Consider the following 20,624-nt stretch of genomic DNA (forward strand, 5'->3'; position numbering starts at 1 on the left):
CCTCATAAACTACCTTCTGAATTCTTAGACTTCCCATATTTTAATGCCTCTATCCCGATATGTTTTGCTTAGGAATGTGTCAAGAGTAATGGCTGTGCTCCTCTGAATTGCCCTCTTGAACTTATCGCAATTCATGTACTCGTTCTTGAAGACTACCTTGGATAGAAAGCTCGAGGGTAGTTTTTCTTTGTTTAGAGTTATGTTAACTAGTGCTTCTGTATCACCCTTGTGGAGAGACACATATCCCTTCTTTTCAAGCGTGAATAAAATCTTTAATGTTTCGCTTCTTTTTGAAAGGCCATTTGTATAGCTATGAAAGAGAAAGTCTTTGTCGCCCTTGTGTAGCTTTTCTGTAGTTGAGGACTCTAATATTAATATGTTTCGATTGTTGGTTATTAATTCTATTATAAATGGAATTTTTCTATAGTCCTTAAAAACTCGTCCCTTGGTACAGTCAAGGCAGTCAAGGATAATTATTGTTGCATATGTCAGTAGGTAAAAGTCATCAGATGATATGAACATTAAGTTCTTTTTAGCTGCCTCGTTCATTCGGATTTCTCCTCGTCGAAGCATATGAAACATGAGTCTATTAAGTTTACTACTATTCCGTTTATGGTTTCTTTATTTGATACGGTGTATGTGTAGTCTTTTTTCAACTCTTCAATCGTGTTTGCTGCTTTTTGCTGTAGTGCTTTAATTGTGGTGTCGATCGAAGCTTGATCGACGGTGTCGCTGAATTTGTCGTTATCAAAAAAATAGTCATCGCAGGCTTCAAAAACTCTATATTTTAACGATAGAAAGCTTTTGTTACTTGCTTCTTCTTCTGTTTTCGAACTGCAGGCTTTTCTTGCAAGCGTTGCAATTTTTGATTTTGGATATGCGGGGCAACTATCTATTATTTTTTCTTCTAAATTACGTTTGTCAGTTATTTTTGCTGATAGATCTTGAAGTTCTTTCCATATGGGGTCGAGCAACTGTTCACTGACTTCAGATTCTGCCATTTTGAAAATCAGCTCTACTTCGGCAGAATTTATAAATCTCTCTGCGAAGTCTGCAAAGTGTTGCTTTTCATCAATTTTGTCAAGAATTTTTGCGAGAATCAGTTGCTCCTTCCCACTCATGCTAAGTTGATAGTATTTGCAGCTCTTTATTAACTTGTTTGCACTGTCTTGGAGCTCTGACTCGTCTTCTTGCCCCGATAGCCAGTTTATTTTCTTAAGGAAGTTCTTGAAGTCTTTTAGAGAAATGTCTTCTAGAGCTTTGAGGTAGCCATTGCCAGGAATTTTGTCATACTGCTTTTTGTATTCAGCAAGCAGGATGGTTTTGACAATACTGGCTATGTTGTCGGGGATGTCAGAGGAGTTTTGAAGAATTTTAAGAATCGGCTTGTCGGGGAGTTCTATTGTTGTGCCGTCTGCAAGCTCTTTCTTTTTTTCTTTTCCGAAATTCGTCGTAGTATAAAAGCTAAATGTGAATACTGTAGATTGGCTTTTATGCCACTTGCCTGTGTAGATATCAAAAAAGCTTACGAGGGTATTTAGTACTGCTTCTGAGTGTATGGTGAAATTGCTGTCAGAGCTATAATTTTTGTCCTCTTCAATTATCTGCTCTGTGCTTAGATTCGCAGTCTTTATTATTGTTACATCTTCTTCCGCTTCAATGGCAGCGTAGTAGAAATTGACATTCGACAAGTCATTTGCTGCTTTCAGCAGAAGTGTTGCTGCTCGGAGCTTTTGGAGCCGGAAGCCCTTTGTTTTGTCAGCAGCATCCCGGTTTATTAGCTGCGTCATGTCGACGTATAATCCGTTATTTGGTTTTTCGGGGGGGGGCTATGACCGAATCCTAACTGAAAGCTGTCCATGGTGTCGATATGCCTCTATGCCTGCATGGCTAATGCCTCTGTTTTGGCAGGGGAAGCTACGAAAGGTGAACCCAACCACGGTCAGTGTAGATCTAGCCGAGTCGGACTCCAGCCATTGACGCCTGGCAACCTCTGACCAATATCTGCCGCTGGCGACAATCAGGGTGAGCCCTACTCAGCGATTGAAAACCCATGACATTTGTAGACGTCGAACGAGCAGTCGAACCGTTAGTAGATAGTAATCCCGTGTCGACTCACTCCGTTGGCTAAGGCGGTGTTCGAGAAACCAAGCCAGATCCTTTCTCTGCCAAGCCCAAGGTGTTTCTCGCTGCCAGCGAACTGCGATTTCAGCCTGGATGATTTTTGCTTGGAGCAAATGGCGTTTCCGGGTCGCGTGCGAGCCTGCCAGCACGCCAGCCAAGAACAGTTCCATATCAAATGGCTTACTCATGCCGGCCACCTATATAGGCAGCGACCACATCGATCCGGCCGTGTCCAAGCTCATAGCTGATTTGCGTTCGGGCATCACCATCAAGGTATCTATCTTTCTCATAGCAGCGACCGCCGTTGATTGGAGCTCGGTGATGGGTGATCTGCTCATAGCGCTCACATGCGTAAGCCGCTCGCAGTTCATGGAAGCCTTTGAGGTCATGTGTGTGCAGGACATCCCGTGCGGGACGTATTACTTGTTGCAAAACGCTCACGTAGCTTTCGTCGAGGGCGATCAGATTGCGGCTACCCGCAGGCGATACCTGCCGTGCAAACCCAAGGACACTTCGAACATGCTCGTCCACAGTAATCCAACGTGGCGCCGAAGCACCGGCGCGGCCGCCTTTGGTGCCATCCTGAATGTTAATTCTACCTTGCTCTTTAGCCTCACGGCTCAGCCGTGGCAGGTCAGCCAGGATGGCCTCACGCAAGCGCATGCCGGTGGCTCGCGCCAACAAAACAACCGCGGCGGCCCGTTGTAGATGAGCGCGGCAAAGCGCATCGAAAATCTGCCTAACCTGTTCGCGGTTTTGGCCCTGCGGCATCATTTGTCGAGCCCCGGTGCGCTGCATACCCAGCGCCTTGCTCGGACTGGGCAATTTCACGCACTGATCACCGCGAAGCGCCGCCATGGTCCTGTTAACGCTGGATAGGCGGTTTTGTGCGGTGCTGACGGCGAGATCACCGCGCCTAACCGTGTCGCGCAGATACACCGCGTAGTCGGCCAACACCTTTCGATCAATCTGCCGCGCATCATTGATACCGGGCCCCTGTTCGGAGCGGCACCATTTCACGAATGCCTGCCACCGATCACTGTGTGCCTTCACCGTGCCGTAGTGGCCGCCGCCGAACATGTCTTTCAACGCCTGCGGCCCTGCATAGCTCAGTTGCCTGCCGTAGCCGAAATTACGGCCATCGCGTCTACCTACCAATGCCATGTCGATCACCTCATCGCCTGTTCTCCGATCCTCGCCCCACGTCATCCCGCCAAGAATGTTGAGTGTTATCAGGGATCAAGGCCCCTGCGACCTGTGGGGAATGTCCTCTGCGCGGGACTGGCGGCTCCTTACGACCGGGAGCAAGGGCATCTCATGATCTGGCCTCCTGAACACCGTTACCGGTGGGCGGGTGGAGGCAGCACTGGCTGACGAGACCAGCACCTGAAGATCTTGAGCCAGGTGCAAGCAGCAATGCGATGACCGGGGCATGCCTGACTGTCAGTCAGGTGCAGTCCATTCCTTGGTCTGCGGCACCATCATCTGCATGGCTGTTGCTGGTGACATCGGCGTTTGTCACGCCGATTGTCACGAGGGGGATTGCCGCAAAGCCATGTGCGACAAGGGTTGCAGCAGTGGTAGAAGTGCCCGTCTCTTTCCACAGAAAGAGACGGGCACAGGTTGGCGCAAGATTCGGCCAAACGGATAGGTTGCTGCAGGGCAGCGAGGTACGGAGTATCTGGCGCACGAGCGCTATAGGTATAAGAGCATCCATCACCGGGGAGGTGACCGGGCGAGCTGCCGGATGCGAATCGCCCTTGGGGAGAACCACCGCCAGAGCGGCGTGACCTTTAAGGTTCGGGTCACCTGGGGTGCTGTCATCGACAGCGCTTGCAACTCCTGGTCTACGTCTGTGGACAATGTTCGTCAAGCAAAGCGATTTCAGGGATTTAGCGCCTGTGGATAAAACTATCCCCCGGTGGACATCAGTGGTTTTCCACAGACGTACGCTGTGCCAGCGGTTTTTTTCTTAGGTATGGTCCTTTCAAACGGGGCGGCTTTGCAGCCCCGTTTGAAAGGACCCGCGCGGAGGAGCTTCATGCGGTGCTGTGGGTAACTTCACAGCGAGTTTGAGGTGGTGGTGCGGCGGGTTACTCGGTCCTCTTGGCACTACGCAGGCGCGTGACGTTCTCGCCCGTCTGCTTGGCAAACTCGTGCGGCGTCACATGGTCCTCGCGGTTCGCCTCCAGAAACCGGCTCCACCAGGTCATGATCATCCGGCGCTCTTCGAGGAACTCGGCCTTGTGGGTATACGCGGCCCGTACGTTGTTGCGTTCCTTGTGACTCATCTGCCTCTCGATAGCCGTCTCCGACCACAACCCGGACTCGACCAGCGCACTGCACGCCATGGCTCGGAACCCGTGGCCGCAGATATCCACCTTGGTGTCGTAGCCCATTGTCCTGAGCGCGGCGTTCACGGTGTTCTCGGACATCGGCTTCCACGGTTTGGCATCCCCTGCGAACACCAGGTCGAACTTGCCGGTGATCGTGTGGATCTGCTCAAGCAAGGCCACTGCCTGCGGCGATAAGGGTACAACGTGGATATCCCCGGCCATTTTTGTACCCCTTGTGGAAAAGGGTACTCCGTCCAGCGCCGGGCGGGTGTCGGGGATCTCCCAGATGCCACGCTTGAGGTCAAACTCGTTCCAACGGGCGAAGCGCAGTTCACTGGAGCGTACGAACACGTGCAGCGATAGCATCACCGTGAGGCGCGTGAGCGGGCGACCTTTGTAGCCGTCGATACGCGCCTGTAGCTCAGGCAGCCGCGATAAGGGTAGTGCGGGTCGGTGAGTTACCCGTGGTGTCTTGATCGAGCCATCGAGGTCATGAGCCGGGTTCGCCGTGATCAGTCGCAGCCGTTTGGCTTCGCGCATGATGCTTTGCAGGTAGTTCTTGATCCTGAGTGCCACGTCGATGGTGCCGCGCTTCGTCACAGCCTCCAGTGGCTGCATGAGGTCGTGGGTGTCGAGTTCAACGATTGCCCTGGCACCGAGCAAAGGGAATACGTGAGTCTTCAACCGGCTGAGCACAGTCTTAGCATGGCCCGGCGCCCACTTCGGTACCATCCCGGCATACCAATCGAGCGCAACGCTTTCGAAGGTTCGGCCATTGATCACGGCTTGCACCTTGGCCTGTTGCTTGGACTGGATAGGGTCAATGCCGTTGGCGAGCTGCTGTTTGAGCTCGAAGCGCTTGCGGCGAGCGTCAGCCAGCCCGACCACTGGATAATTGCCGAGTGAGGTCAGGCCCTCGCGGCCATCGGGCTTCACGTACCTGAGCCGCCAGCCTTTGCGACCGTTGGGCTTCACGAGCAGGTAAAGGCCATCGCCGTCAAAAAGCTTGTACTCACGTTCGCGAGCCTTTGCAGTGCGGCAGGCGTTGTCGGTAAGGGGAGCCGTTGTGCGAGCCATAAGGGTACTTTCCAATGTCGAATTGGTAGGTATCCTTAAAAGTACCCTTATTGGCGCTGGCTACCCCGGAATCCGACGGAACGCCAAAACGAAAAAACCCGCCAGAAGGCGGGTTTTTCGGGGGTTCCAGAGATTTTGAAAGCTTTCTATGGAACCTTGAATGGTGCCGGCACCAGGAATCGAACCCGGGACCTACTGATTACAAGTCAGTTGCTCTACCATCTGAGCTATACCGGCACAGGGGCGTCATTATAGCGATCGGTTGGCGGCTGTAAATACCTTCCGTGCGATCTTTGCATAAAGACCTAAGTTACCGCGCTGAAAGGAGAAATTTCCTACCAGCCGCGGTGGATGGTATTGACGCTTGGCTCGGGCGTGGCGGGGTTGAAAAACAGCTTGTCGTTGTCGCAACCGCGCTTGCGGCAAGGCGTCTCGGTGCGCAGCGGTAGGCCATGGTCGCCGCCCAGCTGCATGCCAGGCGTATTCCAGCCCAGGTCAGTGGTTTTTGGCGTCGGGGCGTTGTTGGCGCAGCCGCCGAGGGCCAGGGCGAAGCTCAGCAGGGCGAGGGGTTTGGCTTGGATCACGATTTCGAAGTCCGTTCGTAAGTCTGGTTTTTTCTGGGTGCAAGGTGCGCAGTGATGGCAATTGTAACCTAGTGGATTTGTTCGGTGGGCACGTTGCCAGCTCCCATTTCGCGCTATGCCGCAAAACGCTTATGCACAAGGGGCATGCCAGCGTTGCGCTGAAGGCATGCCGTTGGTCGTCACCGCTGGTCTTTGCGCAAAGGCCTGTTTTTGTTGGGTTTGAAGATTCGAGAGGTAAGCGAGAGGCTTTAAATAGCACCTTGGATCCGAAATTATGCAGTGTTCATCAAAAGCTTGTGCACAGACTTATCCACAGGTTTTTCCAGTTTTTAGCTCGGCCATCAGCATCAGGTTGCGAGGGGTAAGTGGGTACTCGCAGAACCAGCCAACCTGCACGTTGTACCCCTGTTCTTGCAGGAACAGCGCACGATCGAGCACCAGCCACAGCTCCAAGGGCCGCCTGAACAAGTTGCGTACTCGCTCCAGGTTGCGCACGTGCGCCAAGCGTTGCCAGCCGGCAGCCTCCAATGCAATCCAGTTGGGTTCGCCGCTGAGCGTCAGTTGCTTGAGTTCGGCCAGGTCACGGCAGTACTGGGCAAAGGGCTTTTCCAGCCAGCTGACGGGCAGGGACGGGGTGGGCAGGTAGTCGTCGCGTTGGCGTTGCTCGCGTTGCAGCAGGTCAAAACCCAGCCGCCGTGCCATCGAGGTATCTCGCTGGCGGCGTACGCGGGCGCCAGCGGTGACTGTTTCGCTCAAGGGCAGGCCGAGGTCATCCAGGTCCAGCTGCAAAGTCGAGGCACGGGCGGCTGTGGACATCGGCTGGTAGTGCTCGGCCTGGATGCGGTTATAGCAGCAGGGGGCCACGGCGACGTGCTGGCAGCCCTGCTCGGCGGCTAGGCGCAGCAGGCGCACATGCAGATCGCCACAGGCATGCAGGGCGACCACGCTTGTGGTGCCATGCAGATGACGGGCGCTGTCTGCGGCCATGACATCCTGATGCTGGTGGATGGCCGGGAGCTGATGGTGATCGCTCAAGGCCTGGCCGGCTGCCACCAGCGCGGCATCGTATTCAAGGCAGGTCAGCTGTTGGCCGGGCTGCAACAGGCGGCGGCCGAGGTGGCCTTTGCCTGAGCACCAATCCAGCCAGTGCTGGGTGTCCTGGCGAAAGCTCAGGCGACGGCTGAAGGCTTCGATCTGTTGCCATTTGCGGCCGGGCACGCCGACGTCGAGGCGGTGGCCGGCGGGGGGCAGGCCTGTGTCAGGTAGCTCGCCGAGCTCGCTCAGGTGCTGGGCTTGGGTGGCAAGCTCGGGGAAAGGGGCGGGCAGTTGGCTGGGGTCGAGTTGGGCGTCGGCGTCTTCTAGCGAGCGTTGGCGCAACCAGGTCGAAAGCTGTGGGTGTTGGGCTTCCCAGGGTAGCTGTAATGAGGTGAACGGCCTTGGTTGCCAAAGGTGTTGGTGCTCGACGATGAATGAGTCGAGGGCCTGGAAGCGTTCGAGGAGTTGAGCGCTGTGGAGCAACGACGTGGTTTTCATGGGCGTTGGGCGTAGGAAGTCAAAGGGTGTCAGTGATGGCCTCATCGCGGGGCAAGCCCGCTCCTACGGAGTCAGTAGGAGCGATGAGGCCGCTACTGACTCAGCGCCCTTGGCAGGCGTCCACGCGCAACCAGCGTTCCAGCAGCTTGAACCCTTGCACCAGCAAGAACGAGATCAGCAGGTAGAACAAGCCGGCAGCAAAGAAGATCTCCACCGGCAAGTAGGTGCGGGCGATGATGGTCCGTGCCATGCCGGTCAGTTCCAGCAGGGTGACGGTACTGGCCAGGGCGCTGGCCTTGAGCATCAGGATCACTTCGTTGCTGTACGCCGGCAGGCCTATGCGCGAGGCGCGTGGCAGCATGATGTAGAACAGTGTCTTGGCCCGCGACATGCCCAGCGCGCGCGCCGCTTCGATCTCACCCTTGGGGATCGCCTGCAACGCACCACGCAGGATCTCGGCGATGTAGGCGGCAGTGTGCAGGGTCATGGTCAGCACGGTGCACCAGAACGGATCGCGCAGGTAGGGCCACAGCGAGCTGCTGCGCACTGCATCGAACTGGGCCAGGCCGTAGTAGACCAAAAACAGCTGCACCAGCAGCGGGGTGCCGCGGAAGAAGAAGATGTAGCCGTAGGGCAAGGCGCGTACGTACCAGTGCCGCGAAGCGCGGGCGACCCCCAGCGGGATCGCCAGGATCAATCCGGCGATGACCGCGATAGCCACCAGCTCCAGGGTCAGGGTTGCGCCCTGAGCGAGGCGTGGCAGCCATTTGATGATGACTTCCCAGTTCATTGTTCGGCCCTCACGAAGCCGCGAGCGGCGCGTTTTTCCAGGAAGTACATGCCGGTCATGGCGATCACGGTCAGGCTCAGGTAGATGCAGGCCGCAACCATGTAGAAGGTGAACGGCTCCTTGCTCACGGTCACCGCGATCTGCGAGTGACGCATGATTTCTTCCAGGCCGATCACCGACACCAGCGCGGTGTCTTTCATCAGGATCATGAACAGGTTGCCCAGGCCCGGCAGGGCGATGCGCCACATTTGCGGGAGGATGATCCGCGACAGGATGCGGCCCTTGGACAGGCCCAGGGCCAAGCCCGCTTCACGGTGGCCCTTGGGAATCGCCAGGATCGCGCCACGGAACACTTCCGTGGCGTAGGCGCCAAAGCACAGGCCCAGGGCGATTACGCCCGCAGCGAAGGCACTGAGCTCAAGGCCGGGAATATTCAGGGCTTCGCCCAGGCTGTTGACCAGGCCAACAGTACCGAAATAGATCAGCAGGACCCACAGCAGCTCAGGTACGCCGCGAACCAGGGTCGAGTAGAAGCCGCCAAGCCATTGCAGTGGCTTGATCGAAGAAGTCTTGGCCAGTGCGCCGAGCAGGCCCAGGACCAGCCCCAGCAGCAGGGCGCAAAGCGCCAGTTTTACGGTCATGAAGGTGCCAGCCAACAAGGCCGGACCAAATCCGTGCAGGTCGATATTCATGGGTAGATGCGTTCTAGGGACCGACACGCCGCAAGGGCGTGCCGGTCGGGGCGAATCATTCGATGCTGAATGGGAAGTACTTGTCGTTGATCTTCTTGTACGTTCCGTCGGCCTTGATTTCTGCCAGGGCCTTGTTCAGCTTCTCGCGCAGTGGGTCACCCTTGCGTACGGCAATGCCGATTTTGTCGCTTTCGACTACAGGCTCGCCCTTGAACTCGAAGTTGCTGCCGTCCTTGCTCTTGAGCCACTCGTACTGCACGTACTTGTCGGCCAGGATCCCGTCCACTCGACCGGAAATCAGGTCCAGGTAGGCGTTTTCCTGGGTGTCGTACAGCTTGATGGTGATGTCGTTTCCGTAGGTGTCTTCCAGCCAGGTGCCGGCCAGAGTGGCGCGCTGGGTGCCGATGGTCTTGCCTTTGAGGTAGCCCTCGTCAGTCTTGAAGTCGACGTTTTTCGGCGCGATGAACTGCAGCTTGTTCGAGTAGTACGGTTCGGTGAAATCAACGGCCTGCTTGCGCTCATCGGTGATCGACAGCGACGACACCAGGAAGTCGAACTTCTTGGCGTTCAGGGCGGGGATGATGCCGTCCCAGTCGGAGGTGACCACCGAGCACTCGACTTTCATCTTCGCGCACAGGGCGTCGCCGATGTCTTTGTCAAAGCCCACGACATTACCGCTGGCATCCTTGTTGTTGAACGGCGGGTAGGCCGCTTCGATACCCATGCGCAGTTTTTCCGCGGCCATGGCGTTGGCCGAGAAGACCAGGGTGGCGGCGGCGGCCAGGAGGAATTTCTTGTAGGTCTGCATGTATTGCTCCGTTAGCGGTGGCTGGACATGAATTGCTTGCAACGCGCCGAGTTCGGGTTCTCAAAGACCTGCTGCGGCGTTCCTTGCTCTTCTACCAGGCCCTGGTGCAGGAAGACCACTTCACTGGACACCTGGCGGGCAAAGTTCATCTCGTGCGTCACCAGCAGCATGGTACGGCCTTCGTCGGCCAATGCGCGGATAACGTTAAGCACTTCCTGGACCATTTCCGGATCGAGCGCCGAGGTCGGCTCGTCGAACAGGATGACCTTGGGCTTCATGGCCAAGGTACGGGCAATGGCGGCACGCTGTTGCTGGCCACCGGAAAGCTGGGCGGGGTAGCTGTGACGCTTGTCGTAGATGCCAACCTTGTTCAGCAGCGCTTCGGCGTGTTCGATCGCCTCGGCCTTGCTCTGGCCCAGCACCCGGCGCGGCGCCTCGATGATGTTGTCGAGAATCGACATGTGCGGCCACAGGTTGAAATTCTGGAAGACAAAGCCGATCTCGCTGCGCAGGCGATTGATCTGGCGGTTGTCGGAGGGGATCAGGTCGCCATTCTTGGCAGCCTTGAGCTTGAGCTCTTCGCCGGCGACGAGGATCTGCCCCTGGTGCGGGTTCTCCAACAGGTTGATGCAGCGCAGCAGGGTGGACTTGCCGGAGCCGGACGACCCCAGGATGGAGATCACGTCACCGTCACGGGCGGTCAGCGAAATGCCCTTGAGAATTTCCTGCTCGCCGTAGCGTTTGTGCAGGTTGCGGATTTCTAGCGCGGGCGTGGCCTCGGCCATGTGCGGTCCTCATGTGTTCGGGTGCGTTCCCAGCTGTTGGCGGCCTTCCTGGCGAGCGCCACGCTAGCATAGCGGCTCAGTGACATCCAACCGGGTCGCAGGGGCTCGGGTCGCTGGCGGGACAGTTTGTCGCATCGCTGCAGCGCAACGTCGCGAGGATGTCCGCAGACCTTTGCGCCCAGCACCAGAGCCTTGATGAAAAAAGGCGCGATGGTGCCAGCTTTGGCCAAGCCTGGGAAGCCGTTTTTGGCCTCTTCGCGGCTAGCCCGCTCTGACAAATACCCCATAAACCTCAGGGATTGCGCCAAACCCTTTGGGAGCGGGCTTGCCCGCGAAGGATTCGACGCCTACTTAAGGGTTGCGCCGAAGGTTGCACTTTTCTGCCTGGTTATTGTGCGCAGGTGTTACCGAGGAGCACCTTTGGTGCGTTTGTAAGTGGGTATTTCTGTAATCCGGACTTGGCATGGGGGTTTGGCGGCCTTTCGGTCAAAGCCTGGCCGAATGCCCTGCAAGCCGCGCCATATCTGCCTGCTGAAAGATTTCAGACGAAAGCCATTCTCACCTGGCCCGGTTATTGCCATCTGGAAATCACTGAATGCAGCGACGCCGACTTTCACCCCAGGCGCGCTGGCCGTCATTCGTGTAGTCCACCTCCTTACAAAGGTAGTTTTATGAGCGGTAACAATTCCAACGACCTCGCTCAGGGGCTCAAGCAACGGCATGTGACCATGCTGTCCATTGCTGGCGTGATCGGCGCCGGTCTGTTCGTCGGCTCCGGCCACGCCATTGCCGCTGCCGGCCCTGCCGTACTGTTGGCCTACGCCGCCGCCGGTACCCTGGTGGTGCTGGTGATGCGCATGCTGGGCGAAATGGCGATTGCCTCGCCTGACACCGGTTCGTTTTCCACTTATGCCGACCGCTCCATCGGGCGTTGGGCAGGTTTCACCATCGGCTGGCTGTACTGGTGGTTCTGGGTCTTGGTGATCCCGCTTGAAGCCAACGCCGCCGCAGCCATCCTGCATGCCTGGTTCCCTGCGGTCGATCTGTGGGCGTTCTCGCTGCTGATCACCCTGGCGCTGACCCTGACCAACCTGTGCAGCGTGAAGAACTACGGCGAGTTCGAGTTCTGGTTCGCCTTGCTCAAAGTACTGGCGATCATCGGCTTCATCGTCGTCGGTTGCGCCGCCATGTTCGGCATGGTGCCCAGCAGCCAGGTCAGCGGTGTCAGCCACCTGTTCGACACCCAAGGCTTCATGCCCAATGGCCTGGGCGCCGTGCTGGCAGCCATGCTGACCACCATGTTCTCGTTCATGGGGACCGAGATCGTTACCATCGCTGCTGCCGAATCGAAGGATCCAGGCAAGCAGATCAGCCGCGCCACCAACTCGGTGATCTGGCGTATCTGCCTGTTCTACCTGGTGTCGATCTTCCTGGTCGTCGCGCTGGTGCCGTGGAACGATCCAGCCCTGGCCGAGACCGGTTCGTACCAGACCGTGCTGAGCATGATCGGCGTGCCGAATGCCAAGCTGATCGTTGATATCGTCGTGCTGATCGCCGTTACCAGCTGCCTGAACTCGGCGCTGTACACCTCCTCGCGCATGCTGTTCTCGCTGAGCAAGCGGGGCGACGCCCCGGCTGTGGCCCAGCGCACGACCAAGGCCGGTACGCCACACTGGGCAGTGTTGCTGTCTACTGCTGCGGCCTTCCTTTGCGTGTTCGCCAACTTCGTCGCACCGGCGCAGGTGTTCGAGTTCTTGCTGGCCAGTTCCGGTGCTATCGCTTTGCTGGTGTACCTGGTGATCGCGGTATCGCAACTGCGCATGCGCAGCCAGCGCGAAGCGCGTGGTGAGAAGATCGACTTCAAGATGTGGCTGTTCCCTGGCCTGACCTGGGCGACCATTGCCTTCATCATTGCCGTGTTGGTGGTGATGGCGATCCGTCCGGATCATCGCGCCGAGATCGTCGCTACCGCGTTGCTGAGCATTGGTGTGGTGGCAGCGGGTCTACTGGTGCATCGCAAGCGCAAGGCTGATGAAGCGGCGGGTCGGGTGGCGCTGGATAACTGATCCAGGCTGCTTGAACGCAAAAGGCCGCGCCCTGTGAAGGGTGCGGCCTTTTTGTTGCTCTGTGCGGGCCTGTTCGCGGGCAAGCCCGCTCCTACAGGATTGCATGCTACCTGTGGCAGCGGGCTTACACCGCGAGGAGGCCGTTAAAGCGCTTCAGCCAAACTGTTTTTGCTGTTGCTGCTGCTTGGCCACCACCTCGGATGCGGCGATGTAGGCCTGCTGGAACTCGTCGCTCTCCAGCCAGGCCATGGTGGTGTCTTCGTCGGCGCCGTCCAGCCAGGTGCGATAGGCGGTGAACACCAGCACGATGTAGTCGGTGGCGTGCTCTTCCTTGTGACCCTTGAGTACCAGCGCCAGCAGTGGGTCGACCAGGAACACCGAGATCATCGCGACCAGGCCGCTCTCCTGGGCCACCTTCATCTTCTCGAACAGCTCCTTGTAGCTGTCCGACTCCATGGCCTTGTTGAACACCTGCTCGATGCTGGCGCTATCGCCAGCGCTGGCCTTGACCGCTTGGCCGCTACGCACCATGCGGTTTTGCTTGGCCTTGGAGGCGGCGCGCTTGGCGCGTTTCTGTTGTTTGCTGTTAGAGGCCATGGGCGCAATCCTTCGGTAAGTCTGGAAATTGCGCGTATTGAAGCCTAATTGCCGCACAAACCCAAGTATTGTGGGTTACCCAGCCCCAGCTACATCAGCTCGCCGCTGCTGGGGGCTCATCCTCCTCGAAGCCCCGCGATGCACGTCCCACTAGCAACGGATCCGGCGCGTGCGCCACGCTCAGGTCCTTACCTGGGTAATCCAGCGAATGCAGGAAGTGCCGGATGCAGTTGATCCGCGCGCGCTTCTTGTCATCGGACTTGATCACCGTCCATGGCGCGTCGCCGGTATCGGTGTGGAAGAACATCGCTTCCTTGGCGGCGGTGTAGTCGTCCCATTTATCCAGCGACTTGATGTCGATCGGCGACAGCTTCCAGTGCTTGAGCGGATCGTCACGCCGCGAGATGAAGCGCCGTAGCTGCTCCTCGCGATTGACCGAGAACCAGTACTTGAACAGCAAGATCCCGCTGTTGCACAGCATCCGCTCCAAATCAGGCGCCTGGCGCATGAACTCCAGGTATTGCACCGGCGTGCAGAAATCCATCACCCGCTCGACCCCGGCGCGGTTGTACCAAGACCGGTCGAAGAAGACCATTTCCCCCGCGGTGGGCAGGTGCTGGATATAGCGCTGGAAATACCACTGGCCCTTTTCCTGCTCGGAAGGCTTCTCCAGTGCCACGATGCGCGCTCCACGCGGATTCAAATGCTCCATGAAGCGCTTGATGGTGCCGCCCTTGCCAGCTGCATCGCGTCCTTCGAATAGCACCACCACGCGCTGGCCGGTGTCCTTCACCCAGCTTTGCACCTTAAGCAGCTCGATCTGCAGGGCGTGCTTGGCCTTCTCGTAGTCGTTGCGGCGCAGACGGGTGACATACGGGTAGTTGGCCGGCAAGCGCGCCGAGGTGCTGTCCTCGTTGCTGCCCTTGCGCGCAGTGGCCACCTGCAACGCGGCAGGCTGCTGGCTGACCGTGATGATCGAGCTTTCGCCTGTGGCCTTGGCCGCTGGCTTGCGCTGGCGAGGGCGGCGCGTGCGCGGGGGTGGGGTGACGCTGGGCGTGGCCTCGACGCTTGGCGCGGCGGAAAGAAGCGGGGTGGATTCGTCGCTCATGGAAGTCCTTGCGGGTCGATTCGAGTGTCCACCTGGCATGCTAAGGCGTTTTCGCGAGCGGCTAGTTGATTCGGGTCAAGGAGGGGATGGGAGGGGGTGGCTGCTGTGCAGCCATTGGCGGGCAAGCCCGCTCCCACAGGGTGGTTGGTGGGGGCTGGATAAAACTCGGGCAATAAAAAAACCCTGAATCTTTCGATTCAGGGTTTTAGTGTTTTGGTGCCCAGAGACGGAGTCGAACCGCCGACACGAGGATTTTCAATCCTCTGCTCTACCGACTGAGCTATCTGGGCAACGGGGCGCATTAAAAGGCTTTTTCAGGTTTGCGTCAACGACTTTTTGAAAATTTTTTAAATTAATTCCGTCGCTTACGATTTTGCTGGGTCATTCGGCCGGTGGCACGTAGCCGTCAGCCTTGGCGTAATCCTCGCCGGAGAAGTATTTGTCCATCTCCTGCTGGAGGAATTTGCGGTCCTCGGCATTCATCATGTTCAGGCGCTTCTCGTTGATCAGCAGGGTCTGGTGTTTCTGCCACTCATCCCAGGCCTTCTTCGAGATGTTGTCGAAGATGTCCTGGCCTTTGGCGCCTGGGTACGGCGGGCGCTCAAGGCCAGGCAGCTGTTCGTGGTATTTGCGGCAGTTCACGGTGCGGGTCATCGGGGCTCTCCTGCAATCAATTGGTCGGCCGCGCGTTTGAGCAGCTTCTTGACCGGGGCGGCGAGGCCCAGGCGCGGCGGGGTGGCGAGGTTATACCAGAGCCAGTCAGGCTCGGCCACGTGCGCGCCGAGCGGATCGACGCGGACCAGCCAAGGCTCGATGGCCAGCTGGAAGTGGCTGAAGGTATGGGTCAGGCCATCGAGGGCCTGGCTGCCGGTCAGGCGCAGGCCGTGCTGGTAGGCCAGGTCATCGAGCTGCTCCAGGCTGTCTAGCTCGGGCAGGCTCCACAAGCCGCCCCACAGGCCGCTGGAAGGGCGCCGGTAGAGCAGGATGGCGCCTTCTTGGTTGGCCAGGATCGGCATCAGCGTGCGCCGCTGTGGCAAGGTCTTGCGCGGCTTGGGCTCGGGGTAGTGAGTCTCCTGGCCGAGCAAGTGCGCCTGGCAGCCGCGCTGGAGCGGGCAGATCAGGCAGCTGGGCTTGCTGCGCGTACACAGGGTCGCGCCCAGGTCCATCATCGCCTGAGTGTAGTGATTGGCACGGGCGTGTGGGGTGTAGCGCTCGGCAGTGGCCCACAGCGCGTTGGCCACCTTCGGCTCCCCCGGGTAGCCGCCCTGGGCGCTGTAGCGGGCCAGTACGCGCTTGACGTTGCCGTCGAGGATCGGCGCGCGGATGCCCATGCTGATGCTGGCAATGGCGCCGGCCGTGGAGCGACCAATGCCAGGCAGCTCAGTCAGCTGCTCGACACTACGCGGGAATTCGCCGCCATGCTGGTTGACCACGATCTGCGCGGCTTTTTGCAGGTTACGCGCGCGGGTGTAGTAGCCAAGCCCGGTCCACAGGTGCAGCACTTCGTCTTCCGGCGCCTCAGCCAGGGCCTGCACGGTCGGCAGGGCCTGCATGAAGCGGTCGAAGTAGTTGAGCACGGTGCTGACCTGGGTCTGCTGCAGCATGATTTCCGACACCCACACCCGGTAGGGGTTGATGCCCTGTTGCCAGGGCAGGTCGTGGCGGCCGTGCTGGTCGTACCACTCCAGCACTGCGCTGGAGAACTGCTGGGGGCTCATCGCTTGAACAGCCCCTTGAGTGCGTCTTTCAATTCAGGGCTCACTTTGTCTCCGAGTTTCTCGTCGAGCTTTTCATCGATCTTGTCTTTGAGGCGGTTGCCGGCGAGTTTGGCGGCAACCTTGCCCAGGCCGTCCTGATCCAGGCGACAGGCCTTGGCGCCAAGCTCCAGCGGGCCACGGCAGCGCAGCGGCACTTCGACGCCGACATAGCGCTCGTTGACCTGGCAAGCCGGGTCGGGCATGGCACGCTGATCGCCTTCGACCACTACGCCAATCCGGTAGTCCATGCCCAGCACGCGCAGGTCCAGGTCGCCCTGGCCGTTGACGGTCAGGCCGGGGATGCGCGCCTTGAGGTCAGGGTTGCTGGCCACCCCATTGCGCACAACCAGGCTGCCGCGCAGTTCCTCGAACGGCGTGTCCTTGCCGCGCGGCTCACCGCTGAGCGACTTGCGGTTGAGGGTGGCGATGGCCTGGCATAGCTGCTGCTCCAGGTTGGCGTTGACCAGTACACCATCATTGATGGTGAAGCTGGCGTTGCCATTGAGCGTGTCGACCAGGGCCTTCTGGCTGTTGCCGGTGGCGGTCAGGTCGCTGTTGAGGGTCAGCAGGCCTTTGACTGGCGGCGTCTGGTCAGGGCTTTCGGACTTGATGAAGTGCTCGACCGGCACCCGGTTGATCTTGGTGTTGACGCCGATTTGCGGCACCGCCGGGCGTACATCGAGGGTGCCCTTGGCTTCAAAGCTGCCGTTGTACAGGCCGCCACGCAGGGTTTCCAGGGTGACCAGGCCGCCCTGGCCTTTGGCCTTGAGCTGGGCGTCAGTGATGGGCAGCTTGTCCAGGGTCAGCGCGCCGAAGCTGAGCTCGGCTTGCAGATCGAGGGCGCGCAGGCGATCGACCGGCAGCAGTTTGTCGTTGCTCCAGGCCACCTGGGTCGGGGCGTTAGGCAGGGGTGAACTGCCAGCGCCGGCCACGGCGGTGGCTTGCTGCTGCTTGACTTCGGCCTGGCGCGCAGCGGTGGCGCCCTTGGCTTGTTCGCTCTTGGCCGGGAAGTAGCGATCGGCGTCGAACTTGTCGCCTTTTAGCTGCAAGCGCAGGGCTTGCTTGGCGAAGTCTTCGATTGCCACGCGGCCGCTGAAGGTGCTGTCGTCCAGTTTCACCGCCAGGTCTTCCAGCGCCAGGCTGGTAGGGCTACCCGCCAGGCGGCTGACCAGCTCCAGCTTGCCGAAAGCGGCTGGATCGGCAGTGGCGGGCAGCGGCTGGCCGATGCCGTCGAGGAAGGTGCGCAGGTCGAACTGGGCAATCGACAGCCCGCCGCTGACTTGTGGCGTCTTGTCCAGCTCGCGCACATTCAGCTCGCCAAGCGCGCGCAGCTGGTTGGCGGAGATCTTTAGGCCATTCCACGAGGCGACATTGGCCGCCATGTCGACCAGCAGTTGGCCTTGGGCGTTGAAGGTCAAGGTCTTGCCAGCCAGCGGTTCGCCCGAGGTTTCGCCGGACAGGCGCATGTCTTCGAGGTTGTAGCGCTTGAGCTTACGGTCAAAGCGCAGTTCGCCGGTCAGCTCGGTGCGGGCTTTGATGTTCGGCTGCGCGGCGCTGAGGAAGGCGCTGGCCTTCAGGGCAATGTTCGACCCTTCATGCACCGGGCCGGTGCTCAGCTGGATGCTCTCGGCGCTGACGCTCTGGCCAGTCTTGGCATCGGTGTATTGCACGCGGGCGTTGTTCACCGTCAAGCTGTCGATATCCAGCTTGACCGAACGTTCGCTGGCGTTGTCGGCAGCTGCGGGCTCGCCCGCGGGCGTTGCAGCGGGGGCGTTGGGCGTGCTGGCGCTGGCATCTTGCGCGGGCAGCGGCTTGCCGATGTCTTGCCAGTTGCCGTGGCCGTTCTCATCGCGGATCAGGTTCAGGTTCAGGCCTTCGACCCGGACATCGCTCATCTGCACTTCGCGGCGCAGCAAAGGCAGCACGCGCACTGACAGACCGAGCATCTGCAGGTCGGCGAACGGCTCCTTAGGCTTGTTCAGGGTGGCGATGCTGGCTTCATGCAATTCCAGGCCGAGCCAGGGGAACAGGCTCCAGCCGATATCGCCATTGAGGGTCAGCTCGACGTGGGCCTTGTCGCGCGCCAGTTGGCGAATCTCGTCTTTATAGTCGTTGGGATCGAAGAGGTGGGTCAGGGCGAAGCCCAGTGCCACGATGATCAGCAGCAACCCGAGAAGTCCCAGCCCCAGGATTTTGCCGAACGCTTTCATGGGCGAGTCCTTGTAGTCCGATTTTTGAAAATTCAAGCGCCAGAGTATAGCGCCGCGACTAGCTGCCCTGAGTATTCGACTAGAGATACAGGGCATTTCCTACTAATTGAGCAGATTACACAGGATCGTGCAGGCGCGGGCTGGTCCCGCGATAGGGTCAGCGCGGGTGGATAACGCGCGGGATTTCGACCGCCGCCACCCGGACAGTTCCTCGAATGGGCTCAGCTGTTGAAAAAATAACGATATCAGTTTGCTTTCATTGAGCGATTCAGCTGGTAATCTTGCGCCGCTTTCGGAGCATAGCGCGACCTTTTGTCGCGGATGCCGCCACGTTAACGGCCGGGCCATGCCTTGGTGCACTTGGATAAGAGCCGCACGTCACATCCGCAAAGCACAGCCCACCTACAAGAGGAACAACCCATGAACAGCAGTATCACGGCAGGGGAGTTGGTGCGTGCGCCCAGCTTCCTGTCGAAGGAGCGCATCATCGCCCGCCCGGGCTTCAACCGCTGGCTGGTACCGCCGGCCGCCCTGGCGATCCACCTGTGCATCGGCATGGCCTACGGCTTCTCGGTGTTCTGGCTGCCACTTTCGCAGGCCATCGGCATCACCGCGCCAGTTGCCTGCTCGGCTGACATGGGCTTCGTCGCCCGGCTGTTCAGCGCCGAGTGCGACTGGCCGATCTCGATGCTGAGCTGGATCTACACGCTGTTCTTCGTGTTCCTCGGTTGCTCCGCCGCCGTGCTGGGCGGTTGGCTGGAACATGCCGGCCCGCGCAAGGCTGGCCTGGTGTCGGCGCTGTGCTGGTGTGGCGGCCTGCTGATTTCGGCGATTGGGGTGAAGACCCATCAGCTGTGGCTGATGTGGCTGGGTTCGGGGGTGATCGGCGGGATCGGCCTGGGCCTGGGGTACATCTCGCCAGTGTCGACGCTGATCAAGTGGTTCCCGGACAAGCGCGGCATGGCGACCGGTATGGCGATCATGGGCTTTGGCGGCGGGGCGATGGTCGGTGCTCCCCTGGCCACTGCGCTGATGGGCCATTTCGGCAGCGCGCAGGAAGTCGGCGTGTGGCAGAGCTTCGTCGCCATGGCGGTGATCTACTTGGTGTTCATGACCGCTGGTGCCCTGGCCTATCGCGTGCCGCCGACCGGCTGGAAGCCTGAGGGTTGGACGCCACCTGCGAAAAAGGCCAATGCGATGGTCACTGACCGCCATGTGCATGTCAGCGTGGCCTGGAAAACGCCGCAGTTCGCCCTGGTCTGGCTGGTGCTGTGCCTGAACGTTTCGGCGGGTATCGGCATCCTCGGCATGGCTTCGCCACTGTTGCAGGAGGTGTTCGCCGGCAAGCTGCTGGGCAATGAGCTGAGCTTCAGTGAGCTGAACGCCGCGCAACTGGCGCAGATTGCCGCGATCGCCGCAGGCTTCACCGGCCTGCTGAGCCTGTTCAACATTGGTGGGCGGTTCTTCTGGGCGTCGTTCTCCGACTACATTGGCCGCAAGAACACCTACTTCGCCTTCTTCGCCCTGGGCGTGGGCCTCTACAGCCTGGTGCCGAACATGGGCCACCTGGGCAACGTGGCGCTGTTCGTCGCTGCGTTCTGCATCATCCTGTCGATGTATGGCGGCGGCTTCGCCACGGTGCCGGCGTACCTGGCGGACCTGTTCGGTACGCAAATGGTCGGTGCGATCCATGGTCGTCTGCTGACTGCCTGGGCGGCGGCGGGCGTGCTTGGGCCGGTGCTGATCACCTATCTGCGCGAATCGCAGCTGGCGGCGGGTGTGGAGCGGGCTGCGGCCTACGACATGACCTTGTACATCCTCGCTGGCCTGCTGGTGCTGGGCTTTATCTGCAATGCACTGGTGCGGCCGGTGGCGGACAAGTACTTCATGACTGATGCAGAACTCGCCGCTGAGCGGGCGCTGAGCCATGACAAAGGCGCCGATGGCGCGCGTTCGCTGGAATGGCATGCGGCGCCGGGCAGCCTGCCGTTGGTGCTGGTGGCGTGGGCCGTGGTGGTTATTCCGCTGGCCTGGGGCATCTGGGTGACCTTGCAGAAGACCGCTGTACTGTTCCATTGATGTAGGCAGCAGCAGCTCTATCGCGGGGCAAGCCCGCTGCCACGTTGCGCTTCAGATCTGGAGTGACGGCGTGGCAGC

The 20,624-nt window shown here is 59.3% G+C and carries 18 protein-coding genes and 2 tRNA genes; 2 read left to right on the forward strand and 18 right to left on the reverse strand.

The features are described 5' to 3' along the window. Positions 1-24: 24 nt before the first annotated feature. From OIU19_RS12465 to OIU19_RS12520, 12 genes are all read right to left on the reverse strand, one after another. Complete coding sequence (locus OIU19_RS12465; RefSeq protein WP_196163317.1) at positions 25-549, reverse strand: hypothetical protein; 525 nt, start codon at positions 547-549, stop codon at positions 25-27. Continuing rightward, complete coding sequence (locus OIU19_RS12470) at positions 546-1,790, reverse strand: hypothetical protein (protein WP_264235253.1); 1,245 nt, start codon at positions 1,788-1,790, stop codon at positions 546-548. Before OIU19_RS12470 ends, OIU19_RS12465 begins: the two co-directional genes overlap by 4 nt. Before the next feature lie 246 nt (positions 1,791-2,036). Beyond that, on the reverse strand, positions 2,037-2,312 hold the full coding sequence (locus OIU19_RS12475) for a hypothetical protein (RefSeq protein ID WP_230392810.1): 276 nt from the start codon (positions 2,310-2,312) through the stop codon (positions 2,037-2,039). After that, the gene (locus tag OIU19_RS12480) at positions 2,305-3,288 is read right to left on the reverse strand and encodes an integrase domain-containing protein (RefSeq protein WP_196163319.1); all 984 of its coding nucleotides are present in this window, start codon (positions 3,286-3,288) and stop codon (positions 2,305-2,307) included. Before OIU19_RS12480 ends, OIU19_RS12475 begins: the two co-directional genes overlap by 8 nt. Before the next feature lie 929 nt (positions 3,289-4,217). Beyond that, entirely contained in the window at positions 4,218-5,537 is a 1,320-nt protein-coding gene (locus OIU19_RS12485) for an integrase arm-type DNA-binding domain-containing protein (RefSeq protein WP_264235255.1), read from the reverse strand. A 161-nt stretch (positions 5,538-5,698) separates the two neighbouring features. Beyond that, positions 5,699-5,774, reverse strand: a tRNA-Thr gene (locus OIU19_RS12490). A 98-nt stretch (positions 5,775-5,872) separates the two neighbouring features. Continuing rightward, entirely contained in the window at positions 5,873-6,121 is a 249-nt protein-coding gene (locus tag OIU19_RS12495; protein WP_264235256.1) for a hypothetical protein, read from the reverse strand. A 306-nt stretch (positions 6,122-6,427) separates the two neighbouring features. Continuing rightward, positions 6,428-7,654: an SAM-dependent methyltransferase gene (locus tag OIU19_RS12500; RefSeq protein WP_264235257.1), complete on the reverse strand. Its 1,227-nt coding sequence runs from the start codon at positions 7,652-7,654 to the stop codon at positions 6,428-6,430. A 100-nt stretch (positions 7,655-7,754) separates the two neighbouring features. Further along, positions 7,755-8,444, reverse strand: a complete 690-nt coding sequence (locus OIU19_RS12505) for an ABC transporter permease (protein ID WP_264235258.1) — start codon at positions 8,442-8,444, stop codon at positions 7,755-7,757. Continuing rightward, entirely contained in the window at positions 8,441-9,136 is a 696-nt protein-coding gene (locus OIU19_RS12510) for an ABC transporter permease (RefSeq protein ID WP_264235259.1), read from the reverse strand. The genes OIU19_RS12505 and OIU19_RS12510 overlap by 4 nt, the downstream gene beginning before the upstream one ends. A gap of 55 nt (positions 9,137-9,191) precedes the next feature. Beyond that, positions 9,192-9,944: an ABC transporter substrate-binding protein gene (locus OIU19_RS12515; RefSeq protein ID WP_264235260.1), complete on the reverse strand. Its 753-nt coding sequence runs from the start codon at positions 9,942-9,944 to the stop codon at positions 9,192-9,194. A gap of 11 nt (positions 9,945-9,955) precedes the next feature. After that, a complete protein-coding gene (locus OIU19_RS12520) occupies positions 9,956-10,729 on the reverse strand; it encodes an ABC transporter ATP-binding protein (protein WP_186552803.1) in 774 nt (257 codons plus the stop codon). Positions 10,730-11,400: 671 nt separating this feature from the next. Between OIU19_RS12520 and gabP the strand changes: the two genes are divergently transcribed. Next, on the forward strand, positions 11,401-12,795 hold the full coding sequence (gabP, locus tag OIU19_RS12525; protein ID WP_186552802.1) for a GABA permease: 1,395 nt from the start codon (positions 11,401-11,403) through the stop codon (positions 12,793-12,795). A gap of 153 nt (positions 12,796-12,948) precedes the next feature. Here the strand turns inward: gabP and OIU19_RS12530 are convergent, their stop codons facing one another. The 6 genes from OIU19_RS12530 to OIU19_RS12555 form a co-directional block, all read right to left on the reverse strand. Then, on the reverse strand, positions 12,949-13,392 hold the full coding sequence (locus OIU19_RS12530; protein WP_264235261.1) for a hypothetical protein: 444 nt from the start codon (positions 13,390-13,392) through the stop codon (positions 12,949-12,951). 94 nt (positions 13,393-13,486) lie between these two features. Then, a complete protein-coding gene (gene ppk2, locus OIU19_RS12535; RefSeq protein WP_264235262.1) occupies positions 13,487-14,500 on the reverse strand; it encodes a polyphosphate kinase 2 in 1,014 nt (337 codons plus the stop codon). A 214-nt stretch (positions 14,501-14,714) separates the two neighbouring features. Further along, positions 14,715-14,790 (reverse strand) — tRNA-Phe (locus OIU19_RS12540). 91 nt (positions 14,791-14,881) lie between these two features. After that, positions 14,882-15,154: an oxidative damage protection protein gene (locus tag OIU19_RS12545; RefSeq protein WP_186552800.1), complete on the reverse strand. Its 273-nt coding sequence runs from the start codon at positions 15,152-15,154 to the stop codon at positions 14,882-14,884. After that, positions 15,151-16,218 carry an A/G-specific adenine glycosylase gene (mutY, locus tag OIU19_RS12550; RefSeq protein ID WP_264235263.1) on the reverse strand — a complete coding sequence of 356 codons (1,068 nt, stop codon included), beginning with the start codon at positions 16,216-16,218 and terminating at the stop codon, positions 15,151-15,153. Before mutY ends, OIU19_RS12545 begins: the two co-directional genes overlap by 4 nt. Continuing rightward, positions 16,215-18,467, reverse strand: coding sequence for an AsmA family protein (locus OIU19_RS12555; protein WP_264235264.1), 2,253 nt, complete (start codon positions 18,465-18,467; stop codon positions 16,215-16,217). Before OIU19_RS12555 ends, mutY begins: the two co-directional genes overlap by 4 nt. A gap of 420 nt (positions 18,468-18,887) precedes the next feature. Between OIU19_RS12555 and OIU19_RS12560 the strand changes: the two genes are divergently transcribed. Next, positions 18,888-20,546: an OFA family MFS transporter gene (locus OIU19_RS12560; RefSeq protein ID WP_264235265.1), complete on the forward strand. Its 1,659-nt coding sequence runs from the start codon at positions 18,888-18,890 to the stop codon at positions 20,544-20,546. Positions 20,547-20,624 lie beyond the last annotated feature (78 nt).

It is taken from the genome of Pseudomonas sp. BT-42-2 (assembly GCF_025847435.2).
GTDB classification, from domain to species: domain Bacteria; phylum Pseudomonadota; class Gammaproteobacteria; order Pseudomonadales; family Pseudomonadaceae; genus Aquipseudomonas; species Aquipseudomonas urmiensis.

Bases quoted from the DNA above. Each gene is read 5' to 3' on its own strand.
- OIU19_RS12530 (WP_264235261.1), bottom strand. From the start codon at position 13,392: ATGGCCTCTAACAGCAAACAACAGAAACGCGCCAAGCGCGCCGCCTCC.
- OIU19_RS12480 (WP_196163319.1), bottom strand. From the start codon at position 3,288: ATGGCATTGGTAGGTAGACGCGATGGCCGTAATTTCGGCTACGGCAGG.
- OIU19_RS12515 (WP_264235260.1), bottom strand. From the start codon at position 9,944: ATGCAGACCTACAAGAAATTCCTCCTGGCCGCCGCCGCCACCCTGGTC.
- OIU19_RS12560 (WP_264235265.1), top strand. From the start codon at position 18,888: ATGAACAGCAGTATCACGGCAGGGGAGTTGGTGCGTGCGCCCAGCTTC.
- OIU19_RS12545 (WP_186552800.1), bottom strand. From the start codon at position 15,154: ATGACCCGCACCGTGAACTGCCGCAAATACCACGAACAGCTGCCTGGC.
- OIU19_RS12555 (WP_264235264.1), bottom strand. From the start codon at position 18,467: ATGAAAGCGTTCGGCAAAATCCTGGGGCTGGGACTTCTCGGGTTGCTG.
- OIU19_RS12510 (WP_264235259.1), bottom strand. From the start codon at position 9,136: ATGAATATCGACCTGCACGGATTTGGTCCGGCCTTGTTGGCTGGCACC.
- OIU19_RS12465 (WP_196163317.1), bottom strand. From the start codon at position 549: ATGAACGAGGCAGCTAAAAAGAACTTAATGTTCATATCATCTGATGAC.
- gabP (WP_186552802.1), top strand. From the start codon at position 11,401: ATGAGCGGTAACAATTCCAACGACCTCGCTCAGGGGCTCAAGCAACGG.
- OIU19_RS12520 (WP_186552803.1), bottom strand. From the start codon at position 10,729: ATGGCCGAGGCCACGCCCGCGCTAGAAATCCGCAACCTGCACAAACGC.
- OIU19_RS12475 (WP_230392810.1), bottom strand. From the start codon at position 2,312: ATGAGTAAGCCATTTGATATGGAACTGTTCTTGGCTGGCGTGCTGGCA.
- ppk2 (WP_264235262.1), bottom strand. From the start codon at position 14,500: ATGAGCGACGAATCCACCCCGCTTCTTTCCGCCGCGCCAAGCGTCGAG.
- OIU19_RS12470 (WP_264235253.1), bottom strand. From the start codon at position 1,790: ATGACGCAGCTAATAAACCGGGATGCTGCTGACAAAACAAAGGGCTTC.
- OIU19_RS12485 (WP_264235255.1), bottom strand. From the start codon at position 5,537: ATGGCTCGCACAACGGCTCCCCTTACCGACAACGCCTGCCGCACTGCA.
- OIU19_RS12505 (WP_264235258.1), bottom strand. From the start codon at position 8,444: ATGAACTGGGAAGTCATCATCAAATGGCTGCCACGCCTCGCTCAGGGC.
- mutY (WP_264235263.1), bottom strand. From the start codon at position 16,218: ATGAGCCCCCAGCAGTTCTCCAGCGCAGTGCTGGAGTGGTACGACCAG.
- OIU19_RS12500 (WP_264235257.1), bottom strand. From the start codon at position 7,654: ATGAAAACCACGTCGTTGCTCCACAGCGCTCAACTCCTCGAACGCTTC.